The 16,755-nt window shown below is 68.4% G+C and carries 15 protein-coding genes; 8 read left to right on the top strand and 7 right to left on the bottom strand.

From position 1 onward, the window contains the following. Positions 1-47 precede the first annotated feature (47 nt). Together AC6EI8_RS02815 and AC6EI8_RS02810 are read left to right on the top strand one after the other, a co-directional pair. Complete coding sequence (locus tag AC6EI8_RS02815) at positions 48-713, top strand: response regulator transcription factor (protein WP_149315937.1); 666 nt, start codon at positions 48-50, stop codon at positions 711-713. Then, a complete protein-coding gene (locus tag AC6EI8_RS02810) occupies positions 710-2,086 on the top strand; it encodes a sensor histidine kinase (RefSeq protein ID WP_498381233.1) in 1,377 nt (458 codons plus the stop codon). Before AC6EI8_RS02815 ends, AC6EI8_RS02810 begins: the two co-directional genes overlap by 4 nt. 25 nt (positions 2,087-2,111) lie before the next feature. On the opposite strand, the gene AC6EI8_RS02805 is transcribed toward AC6EI8_RS02810, so the two are convergent. Together AC6EI8_RS02805 and AC6EI8_RS02800 are read right to left on the bottom strand one after the other, a co-directional pair. Further along, positions 2,112-2,909, bottom strand: coding sequence for a MipA/OmpV family protein (locus AC6EI8_RS02805; RefSeq protein ID WP_498381232.1), 798 nt, complete (start codon positions 2,907-2,909; stop codon positions 2,112-2,114). Between the two features lie 398 nt (positions 2,910-3,307). Then, positions 3,308-3,544, bottom strand: a complete 237-nt coding sequence (locus AC6EI8_RS02800; RefSeq protein WP_150083932.1) for a hypothetical protein — start codon at positions 3,542-3,544, stop codon at positions 3,308-3,310. 324 nt (positions 3,545-3,868) lie between these two features. Between AC6EI8_RS02800 and AC6EI8_RS02795 the strand changes: the two genes are divergently transcribed. Continuing rightward, on the top strand, positions 3,869-4,543 hold the full coding sequence (locus AC6EI8_RS02795) for a heavy metal response regulator transcription factor (protein WP_498381231.1): 675 nt from the start codon (positions 3,869-3,871) through the stop codon (positions 4,541-4,543). Positions 4,544-4,548: 5 nt separating this feature from the next. Further along, a complete protein-coding gene (locus AC6EI8_RS02790) occupies positions 4,549-5,979 on the top strand; it encodes a heavy metal sensor histidine kinase (protein ID WP_498381230.1) in 1,431 nt (476 codons plus the stop codon). A gap of 132 nt (positions 5,980-6,111) precedes the next feature. Here the strand turns inward: AC6EI8_RS02790 and AC6EI8_RS02785 are convergent, their stop codons facing one another. After that, positions 6,112-7,110, bottom strand: a complete 999-nt coding sequence (locus AC6EI8_RS02785) for a tripartite tricarboxylate transporter substrate binding protein (RefSeq protein WP_498381229.1) — start codon at positions 7,108-7,110, stop codon at positions 6,112-6,114. Positions 7,111-7,184: 74 nt separating this feature from the next. After that, positions 7,185-8,399 (bottom strand): CaiB/BaiF CoA transferase family protein, encoded by a 1,215-nt coding sequence (locus AC6EI8_RS02780; RefSeq protein ID WP_498381227.1) that lies wholly within the window; start codon positions 8,397-8,399, stop codon positions 7,185-7,187. Between the two features lie 120 nt (positions 8,400-8,519). Between AC6EI8_RS02780 and AC6EI8_RS02775 the strand changes: the two genes are divergently transcribed. After that, positions 8,520-9,419, top strand: a complete 900-nt coding sequence (locus AC6EI8_RS02775) for a LysR family transcriptional regulator (protein WP_498381226.1) — start codon at positions 8,520-8,522, stop codon at positions 9,417-9,419. Here the strand turns inward: AC6EI8_RS02775 and AC6EI8_RS02770 are convergent. Both AC6EI8_RS02770 and AC6EI8_RS02765 read right to left on the bottom strand, forming a co-directional pair. Beyond that, positions 9,376-11,058 (bottom strand): UdgX family uracil-DNA binding protein, encoded by a 1,683-nt coding sequence (locus AC6EI8_RS02770; protein ID WP_498381225.1) that lies wholly within the window; start codon positions 11,056-11,058, stop codon positions 9,376-9,378. The genes AC6EI8_RS02775 and AC6EI8_RS02770 overlap by 44 nt on opposite strands. Next, a complete protein-coding gene (locus tag AC6EI8_RS02765) occupies positions 11,055-12,266 on the bottom strand; it encodes a putative DNA modification/repair radical SAM protein (protein ID WP_498381224.1) in 1,212 nt (403 codons plus the stop codon). The genes AC6EI8_RS02770 and AC6EI8_RS02765 overlap by 4 nt, the downstream gene beginning before the upstream one ends. Before the next feature lie 215 nt (positions 12,267-12,481). Here AC6EI8_RS02765 and AC6EI8_RS02760 point away from each other — a divergent pair, with 215 nt between their 5' ends. Further along, entirely contained in the window at positions 12,482-13,453 is a 972-nt protein-coding gene (locus tag AC6EI8_RS02760) for an SOS response-associated peptidase family protein (RefSeq protein WP_498381223.1), read from the top strand. A gap of 183 nt (positions 13,454-13,636) precedes the next feature. Here the strand turns inward: AC6EI8_RS02760 and AC6EI8_RS02755 are convergent, their stop codons facing one another. Continuing rightward, entirely contained in the window at positions 13,637-14,716 is a 1,080-nt protein-coding gene (locus tag AC6EI8_RS02755) for a VWA domain-containing protein (RefSeq protein ID WP_149315926.1), read from the bottom strand. A 69-nt stretch (positions 14,717-14,785) separates the two neighbouring features. Between AC6EI8_RS02755 and AC6EI8_RS02750 the strand changes: the two genes are divergently transcribed. Together AC6EI8_RS02750 and AC6EI8_RS02745 are read left to right on the top strand one after the other, a co-directional pair. After that, complete coding sequence (locus tag AC6EI8_RS02750) at positions 14,786-15,724, top strand: S1C family serine protease (RefSeq protein ID WP_370639470.1); 939 nt, start codon at positions 14,786-14,788, stop codon at positions 15,722-15,724. A 37-nt stretch (positions 15,725-15,761) separates the two neighbouring features. Further along, a partial coding sequence (locus tag AC6EI8_RS02745; protein ID WP_498381221.1) for an AAA family ATPase occupies positions 15,762-16,755 on the top strand: 994 nt, incomplete at its 3' end.

Raw genomic sequence — 16,755 nt, 5'->3', positions numbered from 1 at the left:
CATCGCGCGCCCAGCGACTTTCCCTACCGTTTCCCATGACAAGCGCCATGGACCTGCTGCTGGTCGAAGACGATCCCATGCTGGCCGAGGTCATCTGCGATGGCGCCCGGCAGAACGGCTGGCATATCGACCATGCCGATTGCGCCGCCGCGGCCCGCGCCGCGCTGGTCGACCATGCCTATTCCGCGGTGCTGCTGGATATCGGGCTGCCGGGCGAGTCCGGCCTGACCGTGCTGCGCGCCATGCGCGCCGGCTACGACGTGACGCCCGTGCTGATGCTGACCGCACGCGGCCAGCTGAGCGAGCGGATCGAAGGGCTGGACGCCGGCGCCGACGACTATCTGGTCAAGCCGTTCCAGGTCGACGAACTGTGGGCCCGGGTGCGCGCCGTGATCCGGCGCAGCCAGGGCAGGGTGGTGCCCGTGTTCAGCTGGGGCGAAATCGAGCTCGACCGCAGCCGCCGCGTGGTCACGCGCGCCGGTGCCCGGGTGCCGCTGAGCGCCCAGGAGTACCGCACGCTGCTGGCGTTGCTCGAACGCCCGGGCCGCGTCGTCACGCGGGAACACCTGGAGCGCGTGGTATACGGCAACGCCAGCACGATCGAGAGCAATACCATCGCGGTGTTCATCCATCAGCTGCGCCGCAAGCTGGGCGAGGGCCTGATCACCACGGTCCATGGCCACGGCTACATGATCGGGGAGTCCGGCGCATGAAGTCGCTGCAGGGACGGCTGCTCGCGGTGATGGTCGGTGTCATCGTGCTGTGCTGGGTGGTGTCGCTGGCCGCGCTGATGGTCTATCTGCAGCACAGCCGCTCCAGTATCTGGGACGACAAGCTGCAGGCCTTCGCCACCCGCATCGTGCGCGCGCTGCCGGCGAACAAGCAGTCGTTCAATCTGGTCGGGCCCGGCCGGGAGGTGCGCGACGACGACCGCGCCAGCGAATTTGACCTGGTGATCCAGATCTGGTCGCAGCGCAGGCTGCTGACCGTGCAGAGCCCGCGTCCCCGCGTGCAGGCCAATACGCCGGTGGCCGCGCTGAAGCCGGACTTCGTGGATGGATTTGCCACGCGTGTCATCGATGGCGAGCGCTGGCGCGTCTATGCCGTCTCCGACAGCACCGGCACCATGCAGGCGCAGGTTGGCATCCCGCACGAGGTCATCAACGCCGAGGTGCGCGAGGCCGCGATGCAGGCGCTGCTGGCCATCAGCGTGCTGCTCGCGCTGGTCGGCGTGCTGTTGTGGCACACCATGCGCCGGTCGCTGAAGCCCGTGGCCGCCCTCGAACGGCTGGTGCGCGATCGCAAGACCTTCGACCTGACACCGCTGCCATCGACCTCGCTGCCCACCGAACTGCAGCCGCTGGTGCAGTCGTTCAACCGCGTGCTGGCGCAGCTCGATCAGGCGGTGGAGAGCGAACGGCGTTTCATCGGCGATGCGGCCCACGAATTGCGCACGCCATTGTCAGCGCTGCAGGCGCAGGTCGAGATCGCGCTGCGCGCGCCGAGCGGCAAGGACAAGGACACGGCGCTGGAAAAGCTGCTGGCCACCGCCAAACGGACGACGCGGCTCGCCGAACAACTGCTCGACCTTGCCCGGCTGAATGCCTGCGGCCAGGCGCCGCACGAACCGGCGGACCTCGGCAACCTGGTGCAGCATGTCGCCAGCGAGTTCGAGGTGCAGGCCGAGCTGCAGGCGCGCAGGCTGTCGGTGGAAACGGGCGGCGGCCGCATCGCCTGCAATATCGACGAGATCGGCATCCTGCTGCGCAACCTGGTCGACAACGCGCTGCGGTATACGGCGCCGGGTGGGCGGATCAGGATTGCCTGCGGCACCGCGGGTGCCGGCGATGCGGTCTATCTGGAAGTCGCGGACGACGGGCCGGGCGTGCCGCAAGCCGAGCATCAGGCGATCTTCCGGCGATTCCACCGTGCCAGCGGCAATCGGGTGCGCGGCAGCGGCATCGGACTCTCGCTGGTGGCCACCATTGCGCAATCGCATGGGGCCACCATCGAGACGGGCCGCGGCCTGGATGGGCGCGGCTTTCGCGTACGCGTCGTCTTCGCGCAGGCCGCGCCGGTGGCCTGACGGGGCGGCCGGTCAGAACCGGCGATCAGAACCGGTACAGGTAGCCCACCGCCACGCTGGTCATGTTCGAGCGATCGACGATCGGGCTGTCCTTGATCGCCGAGCCCAGTCGCGTCGCGCTGACATCGAGAAACAGCTGGTGATGCCGCGCAAGCCGGTAATCCACCCGCAAGCCCGCGGTCAGGTTCACCGTCGAATCGCCCTGGTATTGCGGCCTGCCGATGCGCGCCTCGGATGCCCTGACGCCGTAGTAGTAGTCCACGTTGTCGGTGCTGAGCCATTGCGCCGCTACGTGGGGCGTCAGCCGGAAATTGCCGTACTGGAAGCCGCGGCTGACCTGGAGGGTGGCCTTGTTCCCGTCGGCCGATCCGAGCCATTCGGCCGAGACATCGGCAATGGGGTTGTGCCAGATCGCCGCCCCACCGAACCAGAGGCGGGCGTGGCGATCGGCCATGCCTTCGAGCGCGGCGGAGTCGGAGGCCTCATAGCCGTCGCTCAGGCCGTAGCGGGTGCGCAGCCGGAACGAAACCGGGCCGAGCGAAGGCAGCTTCAGGTCCGCTGTCAGGCCGGACACGTGCAGCCAGCGGTTTTCGTACGACAGCACGGGAATCGCCCGGTAATCCGTGCCGACGTCGCGATAGGGCTTGCGGCGGGCAGCCGCGCCGACGCCGAGTCCCCATTGCGGTTCGGCGGGCTCGAGCGCGGCGTCGCCGCCCTGGGCCCAGCCCTGTGGCGTCCACAGGCTGGCCAGCAACGCGATGGCCGCCGCAGCGGCCGGGGTTCGAAAGGAGGCCGCATGGCGACCGGGTCTTGTTGCGTTCATTCGGGTTTCGTCGGGCAAGAGTCGATCGGAAAGTCAGCAGGGCGGCCGCCGATGGGCGGCGCCTGGTTCCGGCGTGCCGCGGCAAGGGTCCGGCAACGCAGACAAAGGCATCGACCGTCCATGGCGGCCGCAGGGCCGCCATCCGACGTCGCGGGCGCACGCAGGGTAGCGCGCGGAGGGAGCATGGGGATTGGCACGAGGAACCTTGCTGTTTGCTGTGGCGGCCGGCGATGGCCGTCGTCCACGGTTCGAATCGTGCCGAGGTGGGTTTAAGAAGTTATTAGGGCTTGCGGCGACCGATGAGGACCTGCGAGGCCTGCCGCATCCGCGCCCGCTTCATGGCCTGGCGCGGCGGTCCAGGCGCGCGCGGCGTCAATGCCCCGCGCTGAACGCCTGTCTCAGGCGCCGTCGGCATGGACGTCGCGGCCGCCCGTGGCAGCGCCGTCGCTGAACACATCGCGCGTTCCCCCGCGTGCGCCGTCGGTGAAGGGATCGACGTGGCCCTGATGGGCGCCATCCGCGTAGACATTGCGTGCACCGAGACTGCCGGCGTCGATGGCACTCGCGCCCGCCAGGGCGGGCAGGGCGGCCAGGGCCAGGGTGGTGGTGAGCAGGGCGTGCTTGAGCAGCTTCATCGTCAGTGTTCTCCGAAAGGGTGGCCGGTAATGATCGGTAGCGACCGGTGAAGGCAGTCTACGAAGACGCCCGCCACAGGAGCATGACGACCCCATGACAATGCTGTCATTTGGCCGAACGCCGCCATCGCCACGCCACCACCACGCCATCGCCACGACCACTCCCGCGCCGTCGCGGCGCCAGCGCGACATGCGTCGCGCGACGTTGCGCCACGCCGCCGCAATCTGACGACGACATGACAAATTTGTCATGATCGGCCGCCGGCGCCGGGATTGCGGTACCGTTACCGTCTTGCCGGCGGTCCGGCGATTCGTTGAATGTCGATGCGTGTACTGATTGTCGAGGATGAACCCAAGGCCGGTGCCTACCTGCACAAGGGCCTGACCGAATCCGGCTTTATCGTGGATCTGGCCCGCGACGGCGTCGATGGCCTGTCGCACGCCCGCGCGCAGCCCTACGACCTGATCGTGCTCGATGTGATGCTGCCCGGCATGGATGGCTGGCAGATGCTGCGAGAACTGCGGCGCGACCAGGACACGCCGGTGCTGTTCCTGACCGCCCGCGACGATCTGGCCGATCGCCTCAAGGGCCTCGAGCTCGGGGCCGACGACTACATCATCAAGCCATTCGCCTTTGCCGAGCTGGTCGCGCGGATCCGCACCATCCTGCGCCGCGGACCGGTGCGCGAGAAAGAGTGGATCGAGGTGGCGGACCTGCGCATCGACGCGGTGCGCCGGCGGGTCACGCGTTCGGGACAGAAGATCGAGCTGACCTCCAAGGAGTTTGCGCTGCTGCATCTGCTGGCGCGCCGGCGCGGCGAGGTGCTGTCGCGCTCGCTGATCGCGTCGCAGGTCTGGGACATGAACTTCGACAGCAACACGAACGTCGTCGACGTATCGATCCGGCGCCTGCGCGCCAAGGTCGACGACCCGTTCCCGGCCAAGCTGATCCACACGCGCCGCGGCATGGGTTACGTGCTGGACGATATCGCGCGGTAGCGGCCATGCTCGCCATCTCGAAGGCGCTGGCCGCGCGCCTGCTTCCTCAATCGCTGACGGCCCGCATGGCGCTGGCCTTCGGCGCGGTGGCAGCGGCCATCATGGCCGCGATGGGTACCTATCTCGCGTGCGCGCTGTCGACCCAGCTGCAGGAGCGCGACGAGGCCGAGCTGGTCGGCGAGGTGGTCCTGGTCCGGCATCTGTTGTCCGAGGTGGATTCGGAAACCGCCGTGCGCGAGGGCATGCACCGGTTTGCCGATATCGCTCTCGGTCATGAAGGGCTGATCCTGCTGGTGCGCAGCCGCCAGGGCGAGCCGCTGGTGACGCTGAACCCGCGCCACGAGGCGGTGCCGCCGCTCAAAGCGCTGCCGGCCGACGTCCATCCCGAACCGTCGATGCTGCAGACCTGGTATCCGCGCAATGGCGTGCCCTCGCGCGCGATCGCCGCGCTGGGCCGGCTCGGCGACACCGACGAGGCCGTGGAGATCGTCGTGCTGCGCGACGCTGGTTACCGCGCGGTGCTGATGCGCGATTACCAGTTCCATGTCTTCTGGGCGACGCTGTGCGCGACCGTCGCCGCCGCGGCGCTCGGCTATCTGCTGGCGCGCCGTGGGCTGCGCGGCCTGCGCAGGATGGCCGAGGAGGCGTCGGCCGTCACGACCAGCCGTCTGGCGACCAGGCTCGATGCCGGCACCGCGCCCAGCGAATTGCGGGAGCTGGCCGACGCCTTCAACGGCATGCTGGCGCGCCTGCAGGACAGCTTCTCGCGGCTGTCGGAGTTCTCCGCCGACCTGGCGCACGACTTCCGCACGCCCCTTAGCAATCTGATCGGACAGACCGAGGTCACGCTGGCCCAGGCGCGCAATGTCGCGGAATACGAGGCCCTGCTGGAATCGAACCTGGAAGAATACGACCGCCTGTCCCGCATGATCGAGAACATGCTGTTTCTCGCCCGCGCCGACCACGCGCAGGTCGCGCTGGCGCCGCGCACGCTGGACGCGCGCGCCGAGGTGGAAGCGGTGGCGGAGTACTTCGAGGCGGTGGCGGCGGAGCGCGCGATCTCGCTGTCGCTGCAGGGACATGCGCCGGTGCGCGCGGACCAGACCCTGCTGCGCCGCGCGCTGACCAATCTGCTCGACAACGCGCTGCGCCATGCGCCGCAGGGCAGCCGGGTCTCGGTGATCGTCAGCGCCGAGCGCGAAGCGACCCGCATACGCGTCGCCAATGGCGGCGCCGGCATCCCGCCCGAGCGGCTGGCGCATATCTTCGGACGCTTCTACCGCGGCGATCCCGCGCGCAGCAACTCGGCGCACTCGACGGGCCTGGGCCTGGCCATCGTCGATTCCATCATGCGGCTGCACGACGGCCGCGCGACCGTGTCGAGCCGGCAGGGGCTGACGGTGCTGGAGCTGGCGTTTCCGCTGCCGACGCCGTGAAGGAGAGGGCAGCGGGGTGACGGCGCGCCATCAGGCCCCGCCATGAGGCCGCGTCATTGGGCTGCGCCATCAGGCCGCGTCATTGGCCTGCGCCATGAGCCCGCGGTATGAGAGACCGCGGTGCGACCGCGATTACGTCGCGCTGATGCCCTTCGCCTTGACGATGGCGCTCCAGCGGTCGTAGTCCTTGTTCAGGCGCGCCTGCATCTGCTTGCCGTCCTGGAACGAGGCGATCGCGCCGGCCGTCACCAGCTTCTGCTGCAGTTCCTTGTCGTTGGACAGGATGTCGCGCGTTTCGCTGGCGATGCGGTCGACGATCGGCTGCGGGGTATTGAGCGGCGCGATCAGGCCGCCCCACGAATCGAAGTCGAAGCCGCGGAAGCCTTGCTCCGAGACCGTCTTCACGCCCGGCAGCAGCACCTTGGCATTGGGCGAGCTCAGCGCGATCGCCTTGAGCTTGCCGGCGCGGATATGCGGCAATGCCGCGACCACATCGGCGAACATGGTGCCGACCTGGCCGCCGAGCAGATCGGCGACCGCGGGCGCGCTACCGCGGTAGGGCACGTGCATCATGTCGAAGCCGCCCAGGTCCTTGAGCTGCTCCATCGCCAGATGGCCGAAGCTGCCGGTGCCCGAGCTGGTGTAGTTCAGCGGCGTCTTGCTGGCCTTGGCGAAGCGGATCAGGTCCGCCAGCGTTTCCACGCCCGGCACCACGTTCGGGTTGATGACGATGGCCATCGGCAGCACGTAGACGGTGGCGACGGACTGGAAGTCCTTCTTCACGTCATACGCGCTGTTGTTGTACATCAGCGGGGCCAGCAGCGCCGGCATGCCGAACATCGACAGGTTGTAGCCGTCGGGCGCGCTCTTGATGAAGCTGGCGGTGCCGATCGAGCCCGACGCGCCGGGCTTGTTCTCGATGATGACCTGCTGCCCCAGGCGTTCGGAGAGCTTCTGCGCGACGATGCGGGCGGCGGTGTCCGTCGGGCCGCCGGCGGGGAAGGCCACCACCATCTTGATGATCTTGTCGGGCCAGCCGCTGCGTGCGAGCGCGGCGGGCATCATCGCGGCCATCGAGGCGGCGGCCCCGGCCTTCAGTATCTGGCGGCGGCTTAGGGTCAGCTTGGTCATTGTCTTGTCTCCGTCCATTGAGAGCGGCTATTGGGAATCGGGAATCGGGAATCGGGAATCGGGAAATTCGGGGCTCAGATGACGCCGCGGGACCGCAGATCCGCGATCTCGTTGTCATCGAGCTGCAGCAGTTCCTTGAACACCTGCTGCGTGTGCTCCCCCATATGCGGCGGCGGCATGCGCACCGGCATCCGCTCGCCGTCGAGGGCATACGGCGGCGCCAGCACCGACTGCGCGCCCGCCTCGCTGTCCTCGTAGCGATGCAGCAGGCCGGCCTGCGCGGTGCGCTCGGACTGCAGCGCCTCGAACATGCCGAGCACCTCGCCGCAGGGAATCTGCGCGGCGGTCAGGCGCTGCAGCAGCTCGGCGCGCGTGAATCGGCGCAGGGCCTCGCGCAGCTGCGGCAGCAGCGTGTCGCGATGCTGCGAGCGCGCGGTGTTGGTGGCGAAGCGCGCATCCTCGGCCCACTCTGGCCGATCGATCACGTCGCGACAGAATCGCTGGAATTGCCCGTTGTTGCCGACGGTGATCACCAGCGGACCATCGGCGGCCTCGAACACGCCGTAGGGCACGATGGACGGATGCGCATTGCCGAACTTGGCCGGGTCGCCGCCCTGCAGCAGTGCTTCCATGCCGTAGTACGAGGTAATCATCAGGCCGCAGTCGTACAGGGCCATCTGCACGTGGCGCCCGCGGCCGGTCGACTGGCGCGCGTACAGCGCGGCGAGGATCGCCTGCGCCGAATACATGCCGGTAAACATGTCGACCGCCGCCACGCCGAATTTGAGCGGGCCCTGGCCTGCCTCGCCATTGGTGGCCATCACGCCGGCCTCGCCCTGCACGACGAGGTCGTAACCGGGCCGCTCGGCCTCGGGCGTGAAGCGCGCATAGCCGGATATCGAGCAGTACACCAGGCCGGGATTGAGCTCGGACAGCTGCTCGTAGCCCAGGCCGAGCTTTTCCGCGCCGCCGACCTTGAAGTTCTGGATCACCACGTCGCTGCGCGCTGCGAGTTCGCGCGCCAATTTCAAACCCGCCTCGCTTTGCAGGTCCAGCGTGATCGAGCGCTTGTTGCGGTTGGCGCTGTTGAAGTACGAGGTGTTGCGCGTGCCGATCCGCAGGCCCCAGTCGCGGGTGTCGTCGCCGCGGGCCGGGTGTTCCACCTTGATGACGTCCGCGCCGAGGTCGGCCAGTGCCATCGCGCACATCGGCCCGGCCAGCACGCGCGACAGGTCCAGTACCCGCACGCCGGCCAGCGGCAGCGATGCGCCTTTGTTTTCCTGATGCATTGAGCAACGTCCCCTGCCGGGAACGGTCCGGTTATTTTGGTCAGCGCAGATTGTCTATATGTTGATAAAGTTTGACAATTGCAACCAGGAATCAACATAGATGACAACTCGGAGTTGACAATGGATTTGAGCGCGCTGTCGTTGCTGGTGGACATCATCGACGCCGGCAACCTGAGCCGGGCGGCCCGGCAGCTGGGCATGAGCCGCGCCAACGTCAGCAAGCGCCTGAACCATTTCGAGCGGCAATTGGGCGCGGAACTGCTCCGGCGCAGCACCCGCCAGCTCGAGCCGACCGAACTGGGCCGGCAACTCTACGAACACGGCCGCGCCATCCGGCAGGAACTGATGGCGGCGCGCGAGTCCGTGCAGAACCTGGGCAAGCGGCTGAGCGGCACGGTGCGCCTGAGCGTCCCGAGCGGCTTCGGCCAGCACACGATGTCGGCCTGGTTCATCGAGTTCATGCGGATGTACCCGGCCATCACGCTCAACGTGATCTTCGACAACGACATCGAGGACCTGATCAAGGGCGCGGTGGACTTTTCCATCCGCGTGATGGGCGAGACGCCGACCAATGCCGTGGCGCGCAGCCTCGGGGACATCGAATACGTTGCCTGCGCCACGCCGGAACTGGCCCGCGACGTCGGCATGCCGAGTTCGCTGGAGCAGTTCCGCGACCTGCCGCTGATCACCTCGGAGCTGACCGGCGAGCGGCTGCAGCTGGCCGGGCTGGCGGGAACGGCCGCCGGCCGGGCGCAGATCCGCCCGCGGCTGATGTCGGCCAACTTCTTCTTCCTGCGCGACGCCATCCTTCAAGGCATCGGCGTGGGCCTGGTGCCGCAGTACATGGTGGCGTCCGATCTGGCGGCCGGGACCCTGGTTCGCCTGCCGCTGCCGCCGCGTGACCTGGCCTTCCTGCGCACCACGATGTATCTGCTGTATATGCCGGCGCGCTACCAGACGCGCGCCGTGACGACGCTCATTGCCTTTCTGCAGCAGAAGGCGGCGGCGATGGCGGGGTAGGCGAAGGAGGCGAGGGAGGCCGGGCAGGTGGGGCAGGCGCCGCGGCCAGTTCCCGGCCCTGCGCGATGGCCTGGCCGATGGCCGCGACGATGTCCTCGCGCTTGCCGGCGTCATCGACGCGCAACGCATAGGACGGGTGCCAGGTGGCAACGACCCAGGCGTCGCCGAGCCGCACCGGCCGGTTCAGGTAGTCCCGCAGGCTGGCTTTCTGGCCCAGGATCGCCGCCAGCGCCGTCGCGCCCAACGTGACGATGACCGCCGGCCGCACCCGCGCCCGTTCCTCGTCGAGCCAATGGGCGCAGGCCTCGACCTCGCGCTGGCCCGGCGTCTTGTGCAGGCGCCGCTTGCCGCGCGGGATCCACTTGAAGTGCTTGACCGCGTTGGTGACGTATACCGAGTCGGGTGGCACGCCGGCGCGGCGCATCGCCTCGTCCAGCACCTTGCCCGCCGGCCCCACGAAGGCGCGGCCGGCAAGGTCTTCCTGATCGCCGGGCTGTTCGCCGACCAGCATGATGCGGGCCGTTTCGGGACCGTGGCCCGGCACGGCCTGGGTAGCATGGCGCCAGAGTTCGCAGCGGCGGCATTGATCCAGCGACGAGGGCGCCGGACGCAGCGGCTGCGCGTCCTGCGCATCGACCGCAACCGGCTTGCCCTTCATGGTGCCGACGGCGCCCGCCTGCGCGACGCGGCGGGCGCCGTTGCGGGCGTCGGCGATCATCGCCGGAATCAGCCGTCCCTCGGGCAGCCCCTTCCAGAAGCGCACCGGCATGTGCTGCTCCAGTGCGGCTTCGTTCAGGCGGGCCGGATTGAAGATGCTGCGGTAATAGGCGAGCCACAACGGCTCGATGTTGTCGGCGGCCGCGCCCGCCCGGAGCGCGGCGATATCGGCGGTGGCCAACGCATCGGCCGGTGTCCCGGAGAACTGCAACGCATGCCCGTCCCACAGCGCCGCGCCTTGCGGCGTGCCGATCCACCACGACGCAGTCCCCATGCGGCGCGCGAAGTGGTCGGCGGCGTCGGCCAGCACGTCGTGCTCGGGCTCATACCAGGCCAGGTACTGCGGCATGCCGTCGCCGCCGCGCCGATGAAAGCGCACGTAGGCAATCATGTCGTGGTGGGCACGCCGCACGGCCTTGGCCATCGCATGCAGCCGCGCGCCGTCTTCATCGGCGGCGGAAGCTACGGCGCGATCGCCTTCGTACCACCGCCACAGGATGCGATACAGGAAGGCCCAGCGTTGCGGCGAACGGTAACGCGAGGCGTCCTGCAGCAGGGCGGCCAATGCCTTCGACACGCGCACGTCCGGGGCGGCGCCCGTGGTGTCCGGGCGGGCTGCCGGCACCGCGTCGTCTCCCGCGCCCCGTGCGTTGTCGCCCGAGACCGGCGCGTTGTCGCCTGGGACCGGTGCGTCGTCTCCCGAGACCGGTGCGGCGCCGGGACCGAGCAGCATCAGCTGTTCGGTTCCCCCGCTTGCCGCCGAGCCGCGCTCCGTCCATGTGACCGTCTCCGGCGGCCAGCCCGCCGCCAGCGCCCGCAAGGCCTGCGCGCGCCAGCTTGCGTAGCCGCCATCGACGCCGCCATCGACGCTGCACTCAACGCCGCACTCGACCACCAGCGTGCGCGGTCCTGCGCCGCTCATAGCAAGGCCAGCTGCACGGGCGCCGGTGACAGCGCCCGCCGCAACTGTTCGGACGGTGAATCCGCCAGCGCCGGCCGGTAGTCCTGCACCACGACGAAGGGTTTGACCTTGTCCATCGGGCAGCGCAGCCGCGCCAGGTCCTGATAGCGGATCGCGCGCGAACGGCGCAGCTCCACCAGCCGCTTCGCGTTGCGCATGCCGATGCCGGGCACCCGGGCGATCAGGGCCTGCGGCGCGCGGTTCAGGTCGACCGGAAACGACTCGCGATGCGCCAACGCCCAGGCCAGCTTCGGATCGATGTCCAGCGGCAGGTCGCCGCCGGCCTGGAACAGCTCCTCGGCCTGGAAGCCGTAGCCGCGCATCAGGAAGTCGGCCTGATACAGCCGATGCTCGCGCAGCAACGGCGGCGCCTGCGCGGGCAGGCCGGACGGGCTGTCGGGAATCGGGCTGAACGCCGAGTAATAGACCCGCTTGAGCTTGTACGCGCCGTACAGCGTCTGCGCGGTCTGCAGGATGGTGCGGTCGTCGGCGTCGTCCGCGCCCACGATCATCTGCGTGCTTTGCCCGGCCGGCGCGCGGCCCGGCGCCTGCCTGTCGCTCTCGGCCTCCTCCTGCGCGAGGCGGATCGAGCCCATGGCACGCTTGATCGTATGCGCGTTCTTCTCCGGCGCCAGCCGTTGCAGCCCGTCGTCGGTGGGCAGCTCGATATTGACGCTGAGCCGGTCGGCATACTGCCCGGCCTGCGAGATCAGCCGGGGATCGGCGTCCGGAATCGTCTTCAGATGGATATAGCCGCGGAACTGGTGTTCGTCGCGCAGCGAACGCGCGACCTGGACCAGCTGCTCCATGGTGTAGTCGGCGCTGCGGATGATGCCGGAACTGAGAAAGAGCCCGTCGATATAGTTGCGCCGGTAGAAGTCCAGCGTCAGGTCGACCACCTCACGCGGCGAGAAGCGCGCCCGCGGCACGTTGCTGGAGCGGCGGTTGACGCAGTACTGCCAGTCGTACTGGCAGAAGTTGGTCAGCAGGATCTTCAGCAGCGAGACGCAGCGCCCGTCGGGCGTGAAGCTGTGGCAGATGCCCGCGCCGGTACTGGCGCCCAGTCCGCTTTTGCCGAGCGAATCCCGTTTCGGCGCGCCGCTGCTGGCGCACGAGGCGTCGTACTTGGCGGCGTCGGCCAGGATTTCCAGCTTGGTGAGCAGTTCCATCGGGTGCTGATACTGTATGGATATACAGTATTATAGGCGCTATCGCGTTTGCGCGGCCGATTTCCCGCGGGACAAGGCGGCAAGGTTGGCCGGCGCCATGCCGCCCGGCCTCAAGCCTTGACCTCGTGCGGCGGGAGCCCCGGCTCAATACCGATGTCCGCCGCCACCGAAGCCTGCGAGGATGGCGCCATCGTGGCCGTCAAGGGGAGAGGCCGATGTGCTACGCCGCGCAGATCAAGGCCGATTTCAGGAAATTCACGCGCGAATACGGCGCGGTGATGAGCCTTCGCCAGTTCTTCGAATTGTTCTGGCAGAAGCGCAAGGACCAGGAATGGCAAAAGGTGCCCAAGGCGATGCGCATGGCCTTCGCGCAGGCCGGTTCCAGCTCCGACGAGGAGTGCGAGCTCGCGGCGCTGATCGCCGCGGGCGACCGCGAACAGGCCAATGCGCTGGAGGCCGAACTGTTTCGCCAGAAGACCCGCCTTGCGCAGGCGGAGCGCGCGCTTGCCGGCCGGCCCACCCGCAAGGCCGAGAACGAGCAGCGCATCGCCGCCGACAAGATCGCCCGCCTGCAGCAGAACCTGGCCGACCTGCAGCGTGCGGTGCCGGTGCCGGAGGACGCGATGATCTTCCCGGGTTATTACGCGCCCGTGATGATCATGATGGACGGCCAGCGCGTGATCGTACCGATGCGCTACCGCTGCCGGCTGCCCGGCTGGGACGTCGCCATGGAAAGAAAGAAGCCCGGCACCTACAACGCGCGCCGCGACAATCTCGAGACGGCGTGGCGCCAGCTGTTTGGCTATCGCCACGGCATCCTGCCGATCCGCGCCTTTCATGAACACGTGGCCCGGCACCGGCTGGAGCGCCGCGAGCTCGGCCCGGACGAAAAGGAGCAGAGCGTCGTGCTGGAGTTCCGTCCCGAGCCGCCGCAGGATCTATTGATCGCCTGCCTCTGGTCGCATCACAAAGGCGAGGCCGGCGAGCCGGATCTGTATTCGTTTGCCGCGATCACCGACGAGCCGCCCCCGGAAGTCGCCGCGGCCGGCCATGACCGTTGCGTCATTCCGATCAAACCGGAGCACGTGGACGCCTGGCTCAATCCAGACCCCGGCAATCTGGCCGCCCTGCACGCGATCCTGGACGACCGGGAGCGGCCGTTCTTCGAATATCGGTTGGCGGCTTAGCGGGGGCGCAGCGGGAGGCGGCGATGGCTTACCAATGACGGCTTACCAATCCTTCTACTGAACTTGCTTATTCATCCACTCGGGAGGTCGCGCTTTACCAATTCATCTACTGAGCGCGCCGGTTCTTGCCAATTCATCTACTGGGAGCGCCGCGACTTACCGTTTCCTCTACATCGCCAAACCTCAGCGCCGGAACCAGAGGATCGACAGCCCGCTCGCCGCCATCAGCAGCAGCACCGCCACCGCCGCGAACAACGCCCCGACCTCGGTTTCCCGGCGCTCCAGCGCGAAGCGCGTGTTCAACTGGCGATAGACCTGGCTGAGATCGGCTTCCGAGCCCGCGTGGAAATATTCGCCGCCGGTGATCTTGGCGACCGCGCGCAACGCGGGTTCATCGAGCTGCATGTAGTAAGACATGACGGAACCCGAACCGCCGGCCGTCGTGCTGTCGCGGGAGCCAAAGCCGACGGTATAGACGCGCACGCCTCGTTCGGCGGCCATGCGGGCGGCGATGACGGGGTCGGGGCCGGTGGTGCGGCGGCCGTCGCTGAGCAGGATCACGGCGCCGTGCCGATAGGAGCCGGGTTCGGCCGCAGGCCGTTCCTCGCGTCTGGCGCGTTTCTGGCGCAGAGCGTCGGCCGCGGCCGATTCGTCCAGCGGCCTGCCCTGATTCTCCGGCGGCTCCGAAGCGTCGCCGAACAGCACCGCCTCCAGGTCGATGCCATCGTTCGGGAACAGGACCGCCAGCGCTTCGATCAGGCCACTGCCCGTCGCGGTGCCTCGCTGAAGCTGGAAGCGCTCGATCGCCTCGAGCATGTCCTGCCGGTTGTCGGTTGGACTGAGCACCACCGACGCGGTCCCGGCGAACGACACGATGCCCAGCCGCACCTTGGCCGGCAGCCCGATGACGAGATTCATGGCGGCCTGCTGTGCGGCGGCGAGGCGGGTCGGGGCGACATCGGTCGCTTCCATGCTGCGCGAGACGTCCATCGCAAGCACCAGCGTGATGGTGTCGGCCGGCAGCGTGATCGTCGCACTGGGCCGCGCGCAGGCGAGCAGCGCGGTGCCGAGCGACAGCCAGAAGAGCAGGGGAGGGAGGTGGCGCCGGAGCCATTGCCGGGGACCGAGCGCCGCGCGCGGCAGGGTGAGGCTGGCGTAGAGCAGAGCCGCCTTCCTGCGCCGGGCGAGCACGTAGAAGTAAGCCGCTGCCAGCACGGGAAGCACGAGCAGCAGCCAGAGCATTTGAGGCCAGAGAAACTGCATGCCCTGCTCCTTGGCGCGTGGTTAAGATCGATGGTACTGTAGTTTCCGACGCGTGAACTCGGGGCGGCGATGAAACGGGTGACGATCTACGGAACAGCCTTGGCGGCGATCGCACTCGTCTTCGCCGCGGGCATCGGTTCCGCCTGGCTGTTGCAGCCGAAACAGCGCGTCTTGACGCAGTCGGACATCGATTCGGCCGTGCTCCACACGCTGAACAACAAGGACCTGCCGTCGCGCGCCGCCCGCGCCGCCGAGGCGATCCGCCAGTCGGTGGTCGAGGTCCGCAGCTATCCGGCCGCCGATACCGCCGCGGAAAAGCCGCGCGCCGACAAGGCAGGACGCGATCGCCCCGCCAGGCCGCCCGAATCCTCCGCCCCTTCCAAACGCACGCCGCGCGACGAGACCGCAAAGGGCAAGGCCCCCGGCGACAAGGCCCCCAGCGACAAGGTCGCGCCCGACGCCTTGCCCGACGGCCGGCACATTGGCACCGGCGTGGTCGTCACCGAGAGCGGCGTGATCCTGACCAACTACCACGTCGTCGCCGGCGCCCGCCGCGTCGAGGTCCGCTTCCACGACGGGCATACCGCCGAGGCCACCGTGCTGCAGGCCGTGCCGGAGAAGGACCTCGCCATCCTGCAGCCCAGATCGATTCCCGACGACCTGCCGCCCGCGACGCTCGGTTCCAGCCGCGAACTGGCGCCCGGCAGCGAGGTGGTCGCGGTCGGCTTTCCGTTCGGCATCGGCCCGTCGGTGACGGCCGGCGTGGTGTCCGGGCTCGACCGGCAGTTCGTGTCCCCCGACGAGAAGCAGCAGCTGGACAAGCTGATCCAGTTCGATGCCGCCGCCAATCCGGGCAACTCGGGCGGGCCGCTGGTCAACATGAAGGGCGAGGTGGTGGGAATCGTCACCGCCATCCTCAATCCCAACCAGAGCGGCAATTTCCTTGGCATCGGGTTTGCCATCACCATCGAAAGCGCGGGCGGCTCCGTCGGCGCTTCGCCCTTCTAGCCTTCCCTACAGAATTCCACACCACAGCGAGAGGCCCATGAACGACCAAGCCCGGGACGCCATCGAAACCGCCAACCTGATGGAGCGCCTGCTGTACGAGGTCAAACGCGTGGTCGTAGGCCAGGACCATTTTCTCGAGCGGGTGCTGGTGGCGATCCTTGCCGGCGGGCATCTGCTGGTCGAAGGCGTGCCGGGGCTGGCCAAGACGCTGACCGTCAATACGCTGGCGAGAACCATGCGCGGGACCTTCAAGCGCATCCAGTTCACGCCGGACCTGCTGCCGGCCGACCTGGTCGGCACGCGCATGTACCACCAGGGGACCGGCGAGTTTTCCACGGTGCGCGGGCCGGTCTTCGCCAATCTGCTGCTGGCCGACGAGATCAACCGCGCGCCGGCCAAGGTGCAGAGCGCGTTGCTCGAGGTGATGCAGGAAAAGCAGGTCACCATCGCCGGCGAAACCCATCGGGTGCCGATGCCCTTCCTGGTCATGGCCACGCAGAACCCGATCGAGACCGAAGGCACCTATCCGCTGCCGGAGGCGCAGGTCGACCGCTTCATGATGAAGGTGCTGGTGGGTTATCCGAGCGAGGACGAAGAGGTCGTGATCGTCAACCGCGTCACCGGTCCGCGGATCGACGTGAGCCCCATCGCCACGCCCGAGCAGCTGACCGCGCTGCAGGAGGAATGCCGCGCGGTGTACGTCGATCCCGGCCTGATCCAGTACGCGGTGCGTGTGGTCTCGGCCACGCGCCGGCCGGCCAGCTACGGGCTCGACGATCTGGACCGTTACGTGACCTTCGGCGCCAGTCCGCGCGCCACCATCGGCCTGATCGAAGGCGCGCGCGCGCTGGCGCTGCTGCGCGGCCGCCACTATGCGGTGCCGGAAGACGTGATCGATCTGGTGCCCGACGTGTTGCGCCATCGGCTGTCGCTGTCCTACGAGGCGATGTCCGACGGCATCACCCCAGATGCCTTGATCGGCCGCATCGTGCAGGCCATGCCGGTTCCCGAACGTCCGCTGGAATCCCATG

The sequence above is a fragment of the Cupriavidus sp. R6-3 genome (assembly GCF_059772245.1).
The sequence above is the reverse complement of the archived record's forward strand: the minus strand, read 5'-3'. Positions and strand labels throughout refer to the sequence as shown.

Bases quoted from the DNA above. Each gene is read 5' to 3' on its own strand.
- AC6EI8_RS02815 (WP_149315937.1), top strand. From the start codon at position 48: ATGGACCTGCTGCTGGTCGAAGACGATCCCATGCTGGCCGAGGTCATC.
- AC6EI8_RS02810 (WP_498381233.1), top strand. From the start codon at position 710: ATGAAGTCGCTGCAGGGACGGCTGCTCGCGGTGATGGTCGGTGTCATC.
- AC6EI8_RS02805 (WP_498381232.1), bottom strand. From the start codon at position 2,909: ATGAACGCAACAAGACCCGGTCGCCATGCGGCCTCCTTTCGAACCCCG.
- AC6EI8_RS02800 (WP_150083932.1), bottom strand. From the start codon at position 3,544: ATGAAGCTGCTCAAGCACGCCCTGCTCACCACCACCCTGGCCCTGGCC.
- AC6EI8_RS02795 (WP_498381231.1), top strand. From the start codon at position 3,869: ATGCGTGTACTGATTGTCGAGGATGAACCCAAGGCCGGTGCCTACCTG.
- AC6EI8_RS02790 (WP_498381230.1), top strand. From the start codon at position 4,549: ATGCTCGCCATCTCGAAGGCGCTGGCCGCGCGCCTGCTTCCTCAATCG.
- AC6EI8_RS02785 (WP_498381229.1), bottom strand. From the start codon at position 7,110: ATGACCAAGCTGACCCTAAGCCGCCGCCAGATACTGAAGGCCGGGGCC.
- AC6EI8_RS02780 (WP_498381227.1), bottom strand. From the start codon at position 8,399: ATGCATCAGGAAAACAAAGGCGCATCGCTGCCGCTGGCCGGCGTGCGG.
- AC6EI8_RS02775 (WP_498381226.1), top strand. From the start codon at position 8,520: ATGGATTTGAGCGCGCTGTCGTTGCTGGTGGACATCATCGACGCCGGC.
- AC6EI8_RS02770 (WP_498381225.1), bottom strand. From the start codon at position 11,058: ATGAGCGGCGCAGGACCGCGCACGCTGGTGGTCGAGTGCGGCGTTGAG.
- AC6EI8_RS02765 (WP_498381224.1), bottom strand. From the start codon at position 12,266: ATGGAACTGCTCACCAAGCTGGAAATCCTGGCCGACGCCGCCAAGTAC.
- AC6EI8_RS02760 (WP_498381223.1), top strand. From the start codon at position 12,482: ATGTGCTACGCCGCGCAGATCAAGGCCGATTTCAGGAAATTCACGCGC.
- AC6EI8_RS02755 (WP_149315926.1), bottom strand. From the start codon at position 14,716: ATGCAGTTTCTCTGGCCTCAAATGCTCTGGCTGCTGCTCGTGCTTCCC.
- AC6EI8_RS02750 (WP_370639470.1), top strand. From the start codon at position 14,786: ATGAAACGGGTGACGATCTACGGAACAGCCTTGGCGGCGATCGCACTC.